General features: G+C 61.5%; 15 protein-coding genes and 1 riboswitch. Of the genes, 5 read left to right on the forward strand and 10 right to left on the reverse strand.

Going from position 1 to position 15,323, the window contains the following annotated elements; all coding sequences use genetic code 11:
- Positions 1 to 29 precede the first annotated feature (29 nt).
- From hslV to ACQ4WO_RS16290, 6 genes are all read right to left on the reverse strand, one after another.
- Complete coding sequence (gene hslV / locus ACQ4WO_RS16265; RefSeq protein WP_076565072.1) at positions 30 to 566, reverse strand: ATP-dependent protease subunit HslV; 537 nt, start codon at positions 564 to 566, stop codon at positions 30 to 32.
- Between the two features lie 221 nt (positions 567 to 787).
- Entirely contained in the window at positions 788 to 1,240 is a 453-nt protein-coding gene (gene dksA, locus ACQ4WO_RS16270) for an RNA polymerase-binding protein DksA (RefSeq protein WP_436482329.1), read from the reverse strand.
- A 481-nt stretch (positions 1,241 to 1,721) separates the two neighbouring features.
- On the reverse strand, positions 1,722 to 2,804 hold the full coding sequence (locus ACQ4WO_RS16275) for a CobW family GTP-binding protein (protein WP_436482330.1): 1,083 nt from the start codon (positions 2,802 to 2,804) through the stop codon (positions 1,722 to 1,724).
- 138 nt (positions 2,805 to 2,942) lie between these two features.
- Positions 2,943 to 3,890 carry a tyrosine recombinase XerC gene (locus ACQ4WO_RS16280; RefSeq protein ID WP_436482331.1) on the reverse strand — a complete coding sequence of 316 codons (948 nt, stop codon included), beginning with the start codon at positions 3,888 to 3,890 and terminating at the stop codon, positions 2,943 to 2,945.
- Positions 3,891 to 3,897: 7 nt separating this feature from the next.
- The gene (locus ACQ4WO_RS16285; protein WP_035823876.1) at positions 3,898 to 4,575 is read right to left on the reverse strand and encodes a DUF484 family protein; all 678 of its coding nucleotides are present in this window, start codon (positions 4,573 to 4,575) and stop codon (positions 3,898 to 3,900) included.
- A gap of 178 nt (positions 4,576 to 4,753) precedes the next feature.
- Positions 4,754 to 5,773, reverse strand: a complete 1,020-nt coding sequence (locus ACQ4WO_RS16290; protein ID WP_230518147.1) for a porin — start codon at positions 5,771 to 5,773, stop codon at positions 4,754 to 4,756.
- A gap of 415 nt (positions 5,774 to 6,188) precedes the next feature.
- Between ACQ4WO_RS16290 and ACQ4WO_RS16295 the strand changes: the two genes are divergently transcribed.
- Entirely contained in the window at positions 6,189 to 7,691 is a 1,503-nt protein-coding gene (locus ACQ4WO_RS16295; RefSeq protein WP_436482332.1) for a tetratricopeptide repeat protein, read from the forward strand.
- 11 nt (positions 7,692 to 7,702) lie between these two features.
- Here ACQ4WO_RS16295 and dapF read toward each other — a convergent pair whose 3' ends face one another.
- The 3 genes from dapF to ACQ4WO_RS16310 are packed head-to-tail and all read right to left on the reverse strand — an operon-like array spanning position 7,703 to position 10,319.
- Complete coding sequence (gene dapF / locus ACQ4WO_RS16300; RefSeq protein WP_436482333.1) at positions 7,703 to 8,566, reverse strand: diaminopimelate epimerase; 864 nt, start codon at positions 8,564 to 8,566, stop codon at positions 7,703 to 7,705.
- A gap of 11 nt (positions 8,567 to 8,577) precedes the next feature.
- On the reverse strand, positions 8,578 to 9,453 hold the full coding sequence (locus ACQ4WO_RS16305; RefSeq protein ID WP_034753075.1) for an LpxL/LpxP family acyltransferase: 876 nt from the start codon (positions 9,451 to 9,453) through the stop codon (positions 8,578 to 8,580).
- Positions 9,450 to 10,319 (reverse strand): lysophospholipid acyltransferase family protein, encoded by an 870-nt coding sequence (locus ACQ4WO_RS16310; RefSeq protein WP_070304528.1) that lies wholly within the window; start codon positions 10,317 to 10,319, stop codon positions 9,450 to 9,452. Before ACQ4WO_RS16310 ends, ACQ4WO_RS16305 begins: the two co-directional genes overlap by 4 nt.
- A 188-nt stretch (positions 10,320 to 10,507) precedes the next feature.
- On the opposite strand from ACQ4WO_RS16310, the gene metK reads away from it, so the two are divergent.
- From metK to metF, 4 genes are all read left to right on the forward strand, one after another.
- Positions 10,508 to 11,674, forward strand: a complete 1,167-nt coding sequence (metK, locus tag ACQ4WO_RS16315; RefSeq protein ID WP_436482334.1) for a methionine adenosyltransferase — start codon at positions 10,508 to 10,510, stop codon at positions 11,672 to 11,674.
- A 123-nt stretch (positions 11,675 to 11,797) separates the two neighbouring features.
- Positions 11,798 to 11,866: riboswitch (S-adenosyl-L-homocysteine riboswitch) on the forward strand.
- 24 nt (positions 11,867 to 11,890) lie between these two features.
- Positions 11,891 to 13,315, forward strand: a complete 1,425-nt coding sequence (ahcY, locus tag ACQ4WO_RS16320; protein WP_092713571.1) for an adenosylhomocysteinase — start codon at positions 11,891 to 11,893, stop codon at positions 13,313 to 13,315.
- Between the two features lie 201 nt (positions 13,316 to 13,516).
- Positions 13,517 to 13,873: a phage holin family protein gene (locus tag ACQ4WO_RS16325; RefSeq protein WP_034753082.1), complete on the forward strand. Its 357-nt coding sequence runs from the start codon at positions 13,517 to 13,519 to the stop codon at positions 13,871 to 13,873.
- Positions 13,860 to 14,690 carry a methylenetetrahydrofolate reductase [NAD(P)H] gene (metF, locus tag ACQ4WO_RS16330; RefSeq protein WP_436482335.1) on the forward strand — a complete coding sequence of 277 codons (831 nt, stop codon included), beginning with the start codon at positions 13,860 to 13,862 and terminating at the stop codon, positions 14,688 to 14,690. The genes ACQ4WO_RS16325 and metF overlap by 14 nt, the downstream gene beginning before the upstream one ends.
- A 15-nt stretch (positions 14,691 to 14,705) precedes the next feature.
- Here the strand turns inward: metF and ACQ4WO_RS16335 are convergent, their stop codons facing one another.
- Positions 14,706 to 15,305, reverse strand: coding sequence for a 5-formyltetrahydrofolate cyclo-ligase (locus ACQ4WO_RS16335; protein WP_495542770.1), 600 nt, complete (start codon positions 15,303 to 15,305; stop codon positions 14,706 to 14,708).
- Positions 15,306 to 15,323: the final 18 nt, after the last annotated feature.

The following is a 15,323-nucleotide window of genomic DNA, read 5'->3' on the forward strand; positions in this document are numbered from 1 at the left end:
CGCAGCCATGGGCGTTTTTTCGGGGACTCTTAGTCGAGGGTTTCGATGATGTGGGACATGTTCGTGTAAATGCACAGCTCGGCGGCGATGGTCAGCGATTTCCTGACCACCTCGGCCGGCGACAAGTCCGTGTTTTCCTGCAGCGCCTTGGCGGCCGACTGGGCGTAGGTGCCGCCCGAGCCGATGGCGCCGATGCCGTCTTCCGGTTCCAGCACGTCGCCATTGCCCGTGATGACCAGGGTCGATTCGCTGTCGGCTACCAGCAGCATCGCTTCCAGGCGGCGCAGCACGCGGTCGGTGCGCCAGTCCTTGGCCAGTTCGACGGAGGCGCGCAGCAGATTGCCCTGGTGTTTTTCCAGCTTGCCTTCAAAGCGGTCGAGCAGGGTAAAAGCGTCGGCGGTGCCGCCGGCAAAGCCGACCAGGACCTTGCCCTGATACAACTTACGCACTTTGCGGGCCGTGCCCTTCATGACGATGTTGCCGAGCGTTACCTGGCCGTCGCCGCCCAAGGCGACTTGCTTGCCGCGCCGGACGCAGAGGATGGTGGTGCCGTGAAATTGTTCCATAGTGACCTCAAAAAATTCGTGCCGATGCGTGCAAGGCCATGCGATTGCGCGCCCATGCTTCAAAAGTGGGGATGGAAAAGGCAATTGCAAGCGGCACTTGCCGCTGCCGTGCTTGCTTCAGTGTAGTCGGCGCGGGACGAAAAAAAAGCACGCAACCGGGGTTGTGTGCTTTTTATCGCCATCGCGGGGCCGCCGGGGCGGCCGCGCAAGGGGAGGGGCGATCAGTCGCCGTAGAGTTTTTGCTTCAGTTCGCGCCGTTGCTGGGCTTCCAGCGACAGGGTGGCCGTCGGACGGGCGATCAGGCGCGGGATGCCGATAGGCTCGCCCGTTTCTTCGCACCAGCCATAGTCGCCGGCGTCGATGCTGGCGATCGATTGCTGTACTTTCTTCAGCAATTTGCGCTCGCGGTCGCGCGTGCGCAGTTCCAGCGCATGCTCTTCCTCGATGGTGGCGCGGTCGGCAGGGTCCGGTACGAGCACGGTTTCACGCAAGTGTTCCGTGGTTTCGCCGGCGTTTTTCAGCAGGTCTTTTTCGAGCTGCTGCAGACGCGCCTTGAAGAATGCCAGTTGTGCCGGATTCATGTAGTCATCTTCGCTCATGGCGCGAATGTGATCTTCGCTGATGAGAGGGATGTCTTGGTTGGCGGCCGGGGTCGATTTATTAGTTTTGGTCATAACTTCGCTTACCTTCGATACGACAGAGTTTTCAAATTGATCAGTTGATGCGGCGATACCGAGCAACTGTACAGGTTTCGCTTGGCATTGCTGTCCCGCTGTACTGCGTGCGACCTTGGCTTGCCGGCGTAAGCCAGGATTGCCGGCCGGCCAAGGTGCCATGTTGATAACTTTTTACCGCTCTATGCCAGTCGCGCTATGCGCGCGTCAACAGGCGTGTTGGGTGGATCGGTTGCATGCCTGGCATGCGGCCAGCGGCAGTTTGCCAGCATTTCATGACAGGCTAACGACATGGGCCGTTTTCGTCGCTGATTTTGGCACGCTTTGCTTTATATTGCCATCCCGATTTGTTGACTAGCCGATCAGAGACGGCTACTTGTTGGTTTATTCCAGCAAGATGGGTGTCGGACAGCGGGAAAGCGTGCTTAACTTTCCCTTTTGTTTCTGCTTTGCAACGGATACTTTGCAAAACCCGGCTAGTTTATACCAAACATTGTTCGAGTCCGCGAATAAAAATGTCTTTTGGTAGATTTTTGCCAATAAACACCATTTTGCTGCCACGCACTTCGTTTTCGCCCCATTTGGCGCCCAGGTCGCTGCCCATCAGCTGGTGCACGCCCTGAAAGACCACCTTGCGCTCGGCGCCCTGCATCAGCAGCACACCCTTGTAGCGCAGCATGCGCGGGCCATACACTTGCACCAGGCCGCCGAGGAACTCGTCGAGCTTGGCGCTGTCGAACGGTTGCGTGCTCTTGAAAACAAAGGCGGCGATATCGTCGCTGTGCTGCGCATGGTGGTGGTCGGCATGGCCGCAATCGGTGGCGCAGGCTTCGGTGTGTTCATGTTTGTGCTCATGGCCGTGCTCGTGCTCGTGCGCATGGTCGTGATCGTGGACGTGCGCCGTTTCCGTGGCGAGGAAATCCGGGTCCAGTTCCAGCTTTTCATTCAGGTTGAAGCCGCGGATGTCGAGCACTTCGGCCAGCGGCGCACGGCCGAAATCGACTTTGGCGATCGGTGCGCGCGGATTGATGCGCTTCAGGCGGCGCGTCAGCGCGGCCACGTCCTCTTCACTGACGAGATCGGTTTTCGACAGCAGCAGCTTGTCGGCAAAGCCCACTTGCCGCTGGGCTTCCTCGTATTCATCGAGTTGCTTCATCGCATGGCGGGCATCGACCACCGTGATGATGGCGTCGAGCATGTAGCGGCTGCCCACTTCCTCATCGACAAAGAAGGTTTGCGCCACGGGGCCGGGATTGGCCAGGCCCGTCGTTTCGATGACGACGCGGTCGAACGCCAGCAGGCCGGCGTCGCGCTTGCGCGCCAGTTCCGTCAGGCCCACGATCAGGTCGCCGCGCACGGTGCAGCAGATGCAGCCGTTGTTCATCTCGATGATGTGTTCGTTGCTATCTTGCACCAGGATTTCATTGTCGATGTTTTCCTGGCCAAACTCGTTTTCGATCACGGCGATGCGCATGCCATGGTCTTCCTGCAGTATGCGGTTGAGCAAGGTGGTTTTGCCTGCGCCCAGGAAACCGGTGAGGATGGTGGTTGGAATCAGTGCCATGAAGATGCCTATGCTGTAATCGGTGGTGCCGCCGCGCAAGCGGAAGAATGCGGACGATTATGCCGGAATTTTGCAAAAGCTTGCAAATGCGCGCCGATCCGCTTGATATGGATCAGGCTGTCAAACGGGCGCGGCTGCCTACTTGACCTTGGCGCGCGGGTGCGCCTGGTCGTACACGTGCGCCAGGTGCTGGAAATCGAGGGCCGTGTAGACCTGGGTCGAGGTGATGCTGGAATGGCCCAGCATTTCCTGCACAGCGCGCAAGTCGCCCGACGATTGCAGCACGTGCGAAGCAAACGAGTGGCGCAGCACATGCGGATGCACATTCGCGGGAATTTCCGTGGCCAGCGCGTGCGCCTTCAGGCGCAGCTGCAGCACGCGCGGCGAAATGCGCGTGCCGCGCGTGCTTAAAAACAGGGCGGCGCTGCCATCGGCCGCCGGCGGACGCACGGCCAGCCAGGCGGTCAGGGCCACGAGCGCTGCCTTGCCGACGGGCACCTTGCGCATCTTGTTGCCCTTGCCCGTGACGATGACTTCGAAGCTGGCCATGTCGAGCCAGCCCAGCGAGGCGGGTTGGCCGTTCTCGGCCTTGCAGTAATGGGTGTCCAGGCTGGTCAGCTCGGAGACGCGCAAGCCGCTCGAATACAGCAGTTCGAACATGGCGCGGTTGCATAGCTGCTCCGGCTCGGCGGCGCCTTGCTGGTGTTGCGCGGGCGCCACGAGGCGCACGGCGTCATCCACCGACAAGGCTTTGGGTAAGGTTTTGGCCCGCTTGGGGGCGCGGATGCCGTCGACGGGATTGGCGTCGAGGGTGGTCTCGCCGCTGAGCCAGTTGAAAAAGCCCCGCCACGACGACAGCTTGCGCGCGATCGAGCGCGGGTCGAGGCCGCCGGCGTGCAGCTTGGCCGTGTAGCGGCGCACTTCGTTGTGCGCCAGCGCCGTCCACGGCGTATCGCCGCTCAGTTCCAGCAAGGCGCGCAAGTCGCGCCCGTAGGCGTCCAGGGTATGCGGCGACAGCTTGCGCTGCGTGGCCAGCTGCGCCAGGTAGGCGTCGAGCCACTCGGCCTTGCCGCGCGCCGCATTCATGGCGTACTCAGGCAGGCGAGCCGGCGCGCAGCGCGGCCAGGGCGGCGCTGGCCGTGGCGCCGATATGCACGAGGAAATCCGTGCCCATGCTCGACGTAAAGCGTTCGCTGTCGGGCGAGCCGAGCACCAGCAAGCCGAAGGTGCCCGTGGTGTTCGGTGCGCGCAGGGCGATCATGACGGTCGATTCGATTTTATCTGCCTGCAACCAGTGCACGGCTTCGAAATCGCGGTTGCTGCCGCAGTACGGTGTTTGCAGGCTGTTGGCAAACATGCGCACGTCGGCCGTCACGTCTTCCGTGAACCAGCCGTCGGCGTGTTCCGGCAGCACTTGCCACAGGCGCAGGCTGACGTAAGGCACGTCGAAATTGCTTTGCAGGGCATCGACCAGCACGCGCGGCATGTCGGCATCATTGCGCACTTGCAGCATGGCCTGGTTCCAGCCGTGGAACTTGCTGGCGATATCGCCATTTTCCTCGGCTACACGGCTCAGCTTGGACATGCGCAGCTCGAGCGCCTTGTACTTGTCGCGCATCACTTCCATCTGCCGCTCCTGCAGCGAGATGGTGCGTCCCGTCAGCGGGCTGCTCAGCTTGACCTCACCGAGCAGCGCGGTATGCTCTTCGAAGAAATTCGGGTGCTCGCTCAGGTACTGGGCGACGGTGCTGGAATCGAGTGTGGCGGTCATTGAAAATATCTGTCAGTGAAAGTTGAACGCTTCATTCTAACCGAGAGTGCGGCGGCATAGGCGCAAAGGGCGTGGCGCCGATGCATTTTCCGCACGCCCATGAAAAAAGCGGCATGGTTGCCCATGCCGCCTTGTCTTCCTGGTCAGCTGTCACCCGCGGAGGGTGACAGGCGGGCCATTAGAAATTGTGGTGTACGCCCAGACCGATGTAGGTGACCGACGTTGCTGCCTTGCGGTTCGAGATGTCCGCGTACAGGTAGGTGCGCTTCGACAGGTTGTAGTCGTAGCCCAGCGATGCCTGCTTGGTTTTGGTCACGCCGTCTGGCGTTTTTTGACCGTAGCCAGCGCGAACCTTGCCTGGGCCGACGTCGTAGTTGGCGCCGAGCAGCCATGCTTTGGTGTCCGTATTGACGAGCTTGAAGTTGCTGTCATCCTGATGCTGGTACGACGCCATCAGTTTCAATTCCGTGATCGGATTGAACGATGCTGCAACCGACCACAGCTTCGCTTCCAGCGCATTGCGCTCGTAAGCGGCCATGGCGGCAAATTGCGCGTTCGTGTACGTGGCCGAGACCGAATATGGATTCGAATCGGGCGTGGCATTGGCCGGCACGGCGCGGTTGGCAGCCGTGGCAGCGACGGCAGCGTTGCCATTGGCTTCCTTGGCGGCGACGGTGGCATTGATCTGGAAGCCGCTGAACACTGGCGAGTTGTAGAACACGGCGTTCGAGAAGCGGTTACGCGAGTTGCCTGCCGGGCTCAGCGGATCGCTGGTGTAGGCGGCTACGGTGAGGTCGGTCTGGAAACCGGCTGGCGTAGGCATGCCCGACCATGGTTCGAACGCGGTGCTCGATTCCTGGAAGGCGGTCAGGCCACGGCCCAGGCGCACGGTACCGAAGTTGCCTTGCAGGCCGACGCGGCTTTGACCCTGGAACAGCGGACGGGCGTTGCTTTCCAGCGTACCCGTGTCGGATTCATAGCGAATTTCCAGTTGGAAAATAGCTTTCAAGCCATTGCCCAGATCTTCCGTGCCCTTGAAGCCCAGCTTGTTGTTGTCGCGCTTGGTGACTTTGGTGGTATCACCGGTCGACTTGCCCAGGCCAGCATCGATCGTGCCGTAGATTTGGACGGACGACTGCGCTTGTGCGGTTGCGGCAAAGGCGCCGAAGAGTGCGAGGGCAACGAGTGATTTTTTCATGTCTTATTCCCTATTAAAAGTGAGTTCCGTCCGAGATCCGAGCAGATTGAAATGCGCCAACTGCCGCGTTTCGATGAATGAACCTTAATTCGTCGGCGCGCTAGACGTGCGGGATTGGTCAAATATGCGTGAAAAGATTGGTGAAAAGCGGCGTAACTGCATGCCCCTGTTGTATTTTTGTAACGCGCGGTTTCTGCCGATCCTGCACCGATGGCACGCGTTCTCCCATCGCCACGGTATCGGTGCCTTGTGATATTGGCATGCCCTGGCCGCGAGATTGTTGCGTTGAATCAAGTTCTTGCGGCCGCTTTGGCGGATTTATGACACAAGGACGTTACACTAAGGGACGGCCTGCACTGATGGGCCTGGAGACGACTCACTATTATTAGAATCATTGACTCAATATCGAGAATCGATGGCAAATCGCGAAACATTAGGATTGATCAAGGGGGCGCGTGCGGGCGATGTGGCTTGCCAGCTGGCGTTGGGGCGCGTGTATCTGTTTGGACAAGGTGTGCCGCAAAGCCTGCCGACGGCCTTGCACTGGCTGGCGCGGGCGGCCCAGGAGGATAGCCAGGAAGCGTGCTTGCTGATTGGCACGCACGTGCCGTTCGAAGTGGCGCAACCGGCAGCCAAGGCGCTGATCCCGTATTACGCGCAAGCGTTCGATGCGGGTCTGGTGCAGGCGGGCCTGGTGCTGGCGCAACTGGTGCTGGGCAATGCCGCCAGCAGCAGTGAAGCCTTGCGCGCCAAGGCGCGCGTGGCGCTGGACGCCGCCGTACGCGCAGGCTTGCCCGATGCGCAATGGTTGCTATCCCTGCAAGAAAGATCATCGGCAGCACCCGGGCAGGACAGCAGCGTGGCTGGCGAACAAGCCTTCGATGGCGACGCGCCGCTGTACGCCTGGCTGGAGCAGGCGTGGAGCCAGGGCAACCATGCGGGTTTCCTGTCGCAAGGCTTGCCGCTGGCGCGCGAGCTGCTGCAGCGCCAGGCGGCGGCCGGTACGCGCACGATCGCCCTCGACGCGCAACAGGTGCTGTTGCTGTCGCGCTGCGCCCAGGCATTGGCGCCTGGCGGCGATGCCGAAGGGTGGCAGTGCTGCGAGCTGGCCGCGCATGGCGGCGACCGCACGGCGCAGCTGGAGCTGGGGCTCGGCTATGCGCGCATGGATGCACATGGCCAGCGTCTGGCCACGCGCAATGGCGCAGCCAATTTCAAGCGTGCCGTGCGCTGGCTGACGCAGGCGGGCGAGCAGGGACTGGCCGAAGCCTGGTTCGTGCTGTCGCGCATCTATACGAAACCGGAATTTTCCCAGCGTAATGTGGTCGAAGCCCATTTCTGCCTGGAGAGGGCCGCCGACCTGGGGCATGGCCCGGCCCAGCTCGAGTGCGGCATGCATGCGTGGCGCAATCGCCGCGACGGCGTCAACAACGATGTGCGTGCCGCGTACTGGCTGCTGCAGGCGCAGGCGCAAGGCAGCAGTGAAGCGGAAGCGGCGCTGGCGAAAATCGCGCCGCAAGGCGAACCCGGCGACTGGGGCCAGGGCACCGCCATGCATGCGCATGGACAACTGCGCCAGTTGGGCCAGAGCCATCCCTTGCTGGCGGCGCGCCTGGAACTGGCGCGCTGCTTTCATCTGTCGCGTGCCGAGGCGCTGCTGCTCGATATCCATGCGGCCGACCAGGGGCATTGTTTGTTGATCGATATCAGTGCCGCGCATGGGCGCGGCAAGCGGCGCCTCGTGCTGATCCGCACGGCGCAGGAGCGCCAGTTGCTCGATCAGGTGGTGCGCCTGTTTGAACGCGTCGATTGCGGCGTGGCGGGACCGGAAGGCAATTACCGGCAGCGCCTGTACCGCCTGAAATGTTACCTGGCCGAATTTGATGTCGCGCAGGAACAGCAGTTCCTGGCGGCCTGACTTTTAGGTGCTTACAGCTCGATCGTGCCTTCGAACACGGTCACGGCCGGGCCCGTCATCAGGACGGGATGGCCGGGGCCTTGCCAGGCGATCGACAGTTCGCCGCCGCGCGCGCTGATGCGCACGGGGGAATCGAGCAAGCCGCGACGGATGCCGGCCACGGCGGCGGCGCAGGCGCCCGTGCCGCACGCCAGTGTTTCACCGGCGCCCCGTTCAAATACGCGCAATTTCACGTTCTGGCGGTCGACGATCTGCATGTAGCCGGCGTTGACCCTGCGGGGAAAGCGTGGATGGTGCTCGATCAGCGGGCCCGATTGTTCCAGGTTTTGCGCATCGACATCGCCGACCACTTGCACGGCATGCGGGTTGCCCATCGAGACGACGGATACCAGCACGGGCGCGGTTTGGCCCGGCAGTGCCAGGTCCAGCGGCCACAAGGTGTCGCTGCCTTGCGCCACACCATCGAGGCCGGCTGCATCGAACGGCACCAGCGCGGGCTCGAGTATGGGCGCGCCCATGTCGACCGTGATGCTGCCGTCGAGTTCCAGGCGCGGCGCGATGACGCCGGCCATGGTTTCCACGCGGATGCTGGCCTTGTTCGACAAACCTTTTTCGCTGACGAACTTGACGAAGGCGCGCGCGCCATTGCCGCATTGCTCGACTTCGCCGCCATCGTTGTTGTAGATGCGGTAGCGGAAGTCGCAGCCGGGCAGGCGCGGCTTTTCCACCACGAGAATCTGGTCGGCGCCGATGCCGAAACGGCGGTCGGCCAGGCGTTGCCACTGGGCCGGCGTGAAGTTGATATCCTGGTTGATGGCGTCGATGACGATGAAGTCATTGCCGGCGCCATGCATTTTCGTAAAGTGGAGTTTCATGGTCTGCCGTATCACTTGTGCTGGTTATAGAACGATGCTTCGCCTTCCGGACGCGTCTTGAAGCGTTTATGGGTCCAGAAATACTCGGCCGGCGCTTCGCGCACGCGCTCCTCGATGAACTCGTTCATGCGGCGCGTGGCGGCCGTGATGTCGTCGCCCGGATAATCGTCCCACGCCGGATAGTAGGTCACTTGCCAGCCCTGGTAGTTGGGCAGGAAGGTGGCGATGACGGGAATCACCTGCGCCTTGGCGGCCAGCGCCAGGCGCGCCGTGGCCGTCAGGGTGGCGGCGGGCACGCCGAAGAAGGGTACGAATTCCGCATCCTTTTCGCCAAAATCCATATCCGGCAGCATGAAATACGGCAAGCCGTCGCGCAGCGCGCGCAAAATCGTCTTGATGCCGTCCTGGCGCGTAAACAGCTTGGGCGGCTTGAAGCGGGAACGGCCGTTGCGCAAAGCCTGGTCGAAGGCGGCGTTCTTTTGCTGCACGTACATCGATGAAGCGGAAATTTCCATGGCCGTGGCGGCGCCGGCCACGTCGAGGCAGACGAAATGCGGACACAGCAGGATGGTGGGCTTGGCCGCGATCTGCTGGCCCGGGAAGGCGGGCACCTTTTTGATCAGGCGGTTCAGGCGCGCTTCCGACGACCACCACAGGATGCTGCGTTCCCACACGCTGCGCGAATAGGCCTGGAAATGCTGGCGCGCCAGCGCCACGCGCTGTTGTTCCGTCAATTCCGGCATGCACAGGCGCAGATTCGTCAGGGCGATCTTGCGCCGCGTGGGCATGGCGATGAACAGCACGCTGCCGACGGCCACGCCGAAGCGGCCGAGGATAGGCAAGGGCAGCCAGTGCAGCAGCCACATGAAGGCGATCAGCAGTCTCATGCCTGCTCCCCGGCGGCATCGGACGTGGCCGGCGTGGGCGGCGGTGCGCCGCGCGGCACTTTATAGCGGTTGTAGCTCCACAAGTATTGCGCCGGGCTACGCGCGATCAATTGCTCCATGGCCGCATTGATGGTGCGTGCCTGTTCGGCCGAGGTGCTGTCGAGCGATTCGGTAAACGGCACGAAATGCACGACATAGCCGCGTCCGCCCGGCAGGCGTTCCGCGTAGGTAATGATGACTTCGGCGCCGCCCATCTGCGCCAGCTTGGCCGGCAGGGTCATGGTGTAGGCGGGACGGCCGAAGAAGTCGGCCCACACGCCTTCGCCTTCCTGCGGCACCTGGTCGGGCAGCAGGCCGATGGGCTGACCTTTTTTCAGGCATTTGGCAAAGATGCGCACGCCCGACATATTGGCTGGCGCCAGCATGAGGTTTTCGCGCGCGCGGGCCCCTTCGATCAGCGGTTTCAAGGCGGCGCGCTTGGGCGGGCGGTACATCACGGTGAGCGGCGTGCGCAGGGCGATTTGCTGGGCGACGATTTCAAAGCAGCCCAGGTGCGGCGTCAGGAAGACGATGCCGCGGCCATGCTGCAGCGCTTTTTCCACCAGTTCCCAGTTTTCCACCGTTGCGTGGCGCGCCACGCGCTCGGCCGGCGCGCACCAGATGAACGGTAATTCCAGCACGCTCTTGCCCGCTTCGGCCACGGCCGTGTGCAAGTGTTGCGAAAACCCCGCACCTTGCATGTTCTCGCGCATGCGGCGGCGGTAGGACGGGGAAATGGCGTAAATCACCCAGCCGAGCGCAGCGCCCAGGCCATGCAGGACGGGCAGGGGAAAGACGGACAAGAAGCGAAAAATTGGGACTAACATGTATAAGCGGTTTCCAGGAATGGCGTGTTGCTGTGCCAAAATTTTTTAAGAAGCGTAAAATACCACGTATGCAGTAACCGCTGAGTTAATAGACAACTTGCGAAGCGGAATATAAATATCGCTAAAGCGTCGCAGGCAAAATCCTCTTTACTGCGACAGAACATTCACATAGTAATCAGGAGCTTGCAATGTCAAACGACTATCTCTTCACTTCCGAATCCGTTTCGGAAGGCCATCCCGACAAGGTTGCCGATCAAATTTCCGACGCCATCCTTGACGCCATTCTGACCCAGGATCCAGCCGCCCGCGTGGCTGCCGAAACCCTGTGCAACACGGGTCTGGTGGTGCTGGCTGGCGAGATTACCACTCACGCCAATGTGGATTATATTCAAGTTGCGCGCGAAACCATCAAACGCATCGGCTACGACAACACGGAATACGGCATCGACTACAAGGGTTGCGCCGTGCTGGTGGCCTATGACAAGCAGTCGCCCGACATCGCGCAAGGCGTCGATGAAGGTGCGGGCATTGATCTGGATCAAGGCGCTGGCGATCAGGGCTTGATGTTCGGCTACGCCTGCGATGAAACGGCCGAGCTGATGCCGGCCGCCATCCACTACGCGCACCGCCTGGTCGAGCGCCAGTCGCAGCTGCGCAAGGATGGCCGTTTGCCATGGCTGCGTCCGGATGCAAAATCGCAAGTGACCCTGCGCTACGTCGATGGCCGCCCCGTCGGCGTGCACACGGTCGTGCTGTCGACCCAGCATGCGCCGGAAATCTCGCACAAGCAGATCGAAGAAGCCGTCATCGAAGAAATCATCAAACCTGTCCTGCCGCGCGAATGGCTGACGGACACGAAATTCCTCGTCAACCCGACGGGCCGTTTCGTCATCGGCGGTCCGCAAGGCGATTGCGGCTTGACCGGCCGCAAGATCATCGTCGACACCTACGGTGGCGCAGCCCCGCATGGCGGCGGCGCGTTTTCGGGCAAGGACCCATCGAAAGTCGACCGTTCGGCAGCCTACGCGGCCCGTTATGTGGCGAAAAACATCGTCGCGGCCGGCCTGGCGCGTCAATGCCAGGTGCAGGTCAGCTACGCCATCGGCGTGGCCAAACCGATCAACATCACCGTCTACACGGAAGGCACGGGCGTGATTCCTGACGCGGAAATCGCCAAGCTGGTGCTGGCGCACTTCGATTTGCGTCCAAAAGGCATCGTGCAAATGCTCGACCTGCTGCGCCCGATCTACCAGAAGAGCGCCGCCTACGGCCATTTCGGCCGCGAAGAGCCGGAATTCACGTGGGAGCGCACGGACAAGGTCGCCCTGCTGCGCGACGCCGCCGGCCTGAAGTAATCTAGTCAGACTTGCAAGAAAAGCGCCCCGGCCTTTAGGTCGTGGGCGCTTTTTTTATGTGTTGTTACATGGCAATGCATGGCAAACAAGCTGGCGTACCGGCCTTGACAATGTTAAAATCCCCCGTCCGAGGAGCGTTGCGACGAAGAAATTCGCCAGGCTCGGAATATCCTGCAACTGCGCTCACGTACCTTTTTCAACTGAAAGGAGGGCGTGATGAACGCCGTACTCAAATCGCAACACGACTACACCATCGCCGATATCACCTTGGCCGCATGGGGCGACAAAGAAATCAAGATTGCTGAAACGGAAATGCCTGGCCTGATGGCCATCCGCGAAGAATTCGCGGCAGCGCAGCCTCTGAAAGGCGCGCGCATCACCGGTTCCATCCACATGACCATCCAGACCGCCGTGCTGATCCAGACCCTGGAAGCACTGGGCGCGCAAGTGCGTTGGGCATCGTGCAACATTTACTCCACGCAAGATCACGCCGCTGCCGCCATCGCTGCCGCCGGCACGCCTGTGTTCGCCGTCAAGGGCGAGTCGCTGGACGACTACTGGGAATACACGCACCGCATCTTCGAATGGCCGAACGTGGACGGCAAGGCTGTCTACTCGAACATGATCCTCGACGATGGCGGCGATGCCACCCTGCTGCTGCACCTGGGCGTGCGCGCGGAAACCGACCTGTCGGTGCTGGCCAACCCCGGTTCGGACGAAGAAATCTGCCTGTTCAACTCGATCAAGAAGCACTTGCTGGCCGATCCGACCTGGTACTCGAAGCGCCTGCCGGAAATCCTCGGCGTGACGGAAGAAACGACGACCGGCGTGCACCGTCTGTATCAAATGCACAAGGAAGGCAAGCTGGCTTTCCCTGCGATCAACGTGAACGATTCCGTCACGAAATCGAAATTCGACAACCTGTATGGCTGCCGCGAGTCCCTGGTCGACGGCATCAAGCGCGCCACCGACGTGATGATCGCCGGTAAAGTGGCCGTCATCGCCGGTTACGGTGATGTAGGCAAGGGTTCGGCCCAAGCCATGCGTGCCCTGTCGGCGCAAGTATGGGTGACGGAAGTCGATCCGATCTGCGCACTGCAGGCGGCGATGGAAGGCTACCGCGTGGTGACCATGGATTACGCCTGCGAACACGGCGACATCTTTGTCACTTGCACGGGCAACTATCACATCCTCACGCACGATCACCTGACGCGCATGAAAGACCAGGCCATCGTCTGCAACATTGGTCACTTCGACAATGAAATCGACGTCGCTTCGTTGAAACAATATGAGTGGGAAAACATCAAGCCGCAAGTCGACCACATCATCTTCCCGTCGGGCCGCCGCATCATCCTGCTGGCCGAAGGCCGCCTGGTCAACCTCGGTTGCGGCACGGGCCACCCGTCGTACGTGATGAGTTCGTCGTTCGCCAACCAGACGATCGCCCAGATCGAACTGTACGCAAACACGGCCAACTACCCGGTCGGCGTGTACACCCTGCCAAAACACCTGGACGAAAAAGTCGCCCGCCTGCAACTCAAAAAGTTGAATGCGCAGCTGACGGAACTGACGCAAGAGCAAGCCGACTACATCGGCGTGCGCACGGAAGGTCCTTACAAGCCAGAGCACTACCGTTACTAAGATGGTTGCCTCATGAACCTACTGCGCGGCGCGGGGCGCGGCCGGCGATGCTCGCTGCCTCGGCGGCCCCGTACTTCGTACAGCTACGCTTCTCGGCCACGCCGCGCATCCGCTCGCTACGGTTCCTGAGGCAACAAGACTGATCGGTATATCTTTTGTGCCGGCTGTTGCCGGCCTGACTTTCTTTGACAGGCTAGAGAAATGCGCTTGCTACTGATTTGGTTTATCAATGCGGCAGCCCTGTTTGCCGTCCCCTACCTGATGCATTCGGTGACGATGAGCAGCGGCTGGACCGCGCTGCTGGCCGCTGCCGTGCTGGGGCTGGTCAATGCGCTGATCCGTCCTTTGCTGATCCTGCTGACCTTGCCCGTGACGTTCTTGTCGCTGGGCCTGTTCATTTTCATCATCAACGGCTTCATGTTCTGGCTGGTGGCGCAGGTGATCGATGGTTTCCATGTCGCCAGTTTCTGGTCGGCCGTGGGGGGTGCATTGCTGTACAGCGTCATTTCCTGGGCCCTGTCGACCTTACTTTTGAGTAATGACGATGGAAAAGCATAATTTCAGTATTGAGTTTTTCCCGCCGAAAACCCTGGAAGGGGCGGAAAAGCTGCGCGCCACGCGTGTCAAGTTGTCTGAGTTGCATCCAAAGTATTTCTCGGTGACGTTTGGCGCCGGCGGTACCACGCAGCAAGGTACCCTGGACACCGTGCGCGAGATCCTGGCTGCCGGTGAACAGGCCGCACCGCACCTGTCGTGCGTCGGTGGCTCGCGCGAATCGATCCGCGCCGTGCTGGCCGACTTCAAGGCGGCCGGCGTGAAGCGTATCGTCGCCTTGCGCGGCGACTTGCCCAGCGGCTATGGCGCTTCGGGCGAGTTTCGCTACGCCAACGAGCTGGTGGAATTCATCCGTGCCGAGACGGGCGACCATTTCCATATCGAAGTGGCCGCCTATCCGGAAGTGCACCCGCAAGCCCGTTCGCCGCAGGACGACCTGAACGCGTTCGCGCGCAAGGTGCAGGCTGGCGCGAATGCGGCCATCACCCAGTACTTCTACAATGCCGACGCGTATTTCCAGTTTGTCGAGCAGACGCAGAAGATGGGCATCGACGTGCCCATCGTGGCCGGCATCATGCCGATCACGAACTACACGCAGCTGATGCGGTTTTCGGACATGTGCGGCGCGGAAATTCCACGCTGGGTGCGTCTGAAACTGGCCAGCTTCGGCGACGACAGCGCGTCCATCAAGGCGTTCGGCCTGGACGTGGTGACGGGCTTGTGCGAGCGTTTGCTGGACGGCGGCGCGCCAGGCTTGCATTTCTATAGCATGAACCAGGCGGCGCCCACGACCGCACTGTGGCAGCGCCTGGTCAAGTAATCCCCGTCTGATTCGTCAGTACAGATCGCCCTCCGTCACGATGTGATCGAGGGCGATGTCGTATTCGCCGTTGGGAAAGCTGGCCGCCAGGCAGGCATAGGCGATACCGAGCGTGCGTGGACGCGGCGCGGCCGCCAGTGTGCGGTCGTAATACCCGCCGCCATAGCCGAGCCGGTAACGTTCCGTATTAAAACCCAGGCAGGGCACGAGCAGGGTGGCGGGCGCAGGCCGCAGGCGCAACCGGGCCGGCACCGCCACGCCCATGCCATCTTTAACCATGGGCTCGCCCGGCGTCCAGTGGCTGAATGCCAGCGGCGCATGTTTTTCCAGCACCACGGGCAGACTGAGCGCCACGCCGCGCGCGGCCAGCTGCGCATACGCGCCGTGCAAGTCCGGCTCGCCATGCAGGGGCCAGTACACGCCCAGTTCCTTGACGTTTTCCTGTGCGCTCCAGTCCAGCAGGCGTTGCGCGATGGCCGCATCCCACGTTACTCGCGTGGCGTCGGGCAAGGCGCGCCGGGCCGCCAGCAAGGCTTTGCGCAAGCCGGCTTTTTCCTGTGGCGCAATGGGTGGCCGTGTAGCCGGATCGCATGTTATTCTAGGGTCGCTATTCATATCACCATCAAGTTAAGA

It is taken from the genome of Janthinobacterium aestuarii, from assembly GCF_051380835.1.
In the GTDB taxonomy this organism is placed as follows: Bacteria; Pseudomonadota; Gammaproteobacteria; order Burkholderiales; family Burkholderiaceae_D; genus Janthinobacterium; species Janthinobacterium aestuarii.

What these genes read in the sequence shown, in the direction of transcription:
- hslV (WP_076565072.1), bottom strand. Translation starts at nt 566, where the DNA reads ATGGAACAATTTCACGGCACCACCATCCTCTGCGTCCGGCGCGGCAAG.
- dksA (WP_436482329.1), bottom strand. Translation starts at nt 1,240, where the DNA reads ATGACCAAAACTAATAAATCGACCCCGGCCGCCAACCAAGACATCCCT.
- ACQ4WO_RS16275 (WP_436482330.1), bottom strand. Translation starts at nt 2,804, where the DNA reads ATGGCACTGATTCCAACCACCATCCTCACCGGTTTCCTGGGCGCAGGC.
- ACQ4WO_RS16280 (WP_436482331.1), bottom strand. Translation starts at nt 3,890, where the DNA reads ATGAATGCGGCGCGCGGCAAGGCCGAGTGGCTCGACGCCTACCTGGCG.
- ACQ4WO_RS16285 (WP_035823876.1), bottom strand. Translation starts at nt 4,575, where the DNA reads ATGACCGCCACACTCGATTCCAGCACCGTCGCCCAGTACCTGAGCGAG.
- ACQ4WO_RS16290 (WP_230518147.1), bottom strand. Translation starts at nt 5,773, where the DNA reads ATGAAAAAATCACTCGTTGCCCTCGCACTCTTCGGCGCCTTTGCCGCA.
- ACQ4WO_RS16295 (WP_436482332.1), top strand. Translation starts at nt 6,189, where the DNA reads ATGGCAAATCGCGAAACATTAGGATTGATCAAGGGGGCGCGTGCGGGC.
- dapF (WP_436482333.1), bottom strand. Translation starts at nt 8,566, where the DNA reads ATGAAACTCCACTTTACGAAAATGCATGGCGCCGGCAATGACTTCATC.
- ACQ4WO_RS16305 (WP_034753075.1), bottom strand. Translation starts at nt 9,453, where the DNA reads ATGAGACTGCTGATCGCCTTCATGTGGCTGCTGCACTGGCTGCCCTTG.
- ACQ4WO_RS16310 (WP_070304528.1), bottom strand. Translation starts at nt 10,319, where the DNA reads ATGTTAGTCCCAATTTTTCGCTTCTTGTCCGTCTTTCCCCTGCCCGTC.
- metK (WP_436482334.1), top strand. Translation starts at nt 10,508, where the DNA reads ATGTCAAACGACTATCTCTTCACTTCCGAATCCGTTTCGGAAGGCCAT.
- ahcY (WP_092713571.1), top strand. Translation starts at nt 11,891, where the DNA reads ATGAACGCCGTACTCAAATCGCAACACGACTACACCATCGCCGATATC.
- ACQ4WO_RS16325 (WP_034753082.1), top strand. Translation starts at nt 13,517, where the DNA reads ATGCGCTTGCTACTGATTTGGTTTATCAATGCGGCAGCCCTGTTTGCC.
- metF (WP_436482335.1), top strand. Translation starts at nt 13,860, where the DNA reads ATGGAAAAGCATAATTTCAGTATTGAGTTTTTCCCGCCGAAAACCCTG.
- ACQ4WO_RS16335 (WP_495542770.1), bottom strand. Translation starts at nt 15,305, where the DNA reads ATGAATAGCGACCCTAGAATAACATGCGATCCGGCTACACGGCCACCC.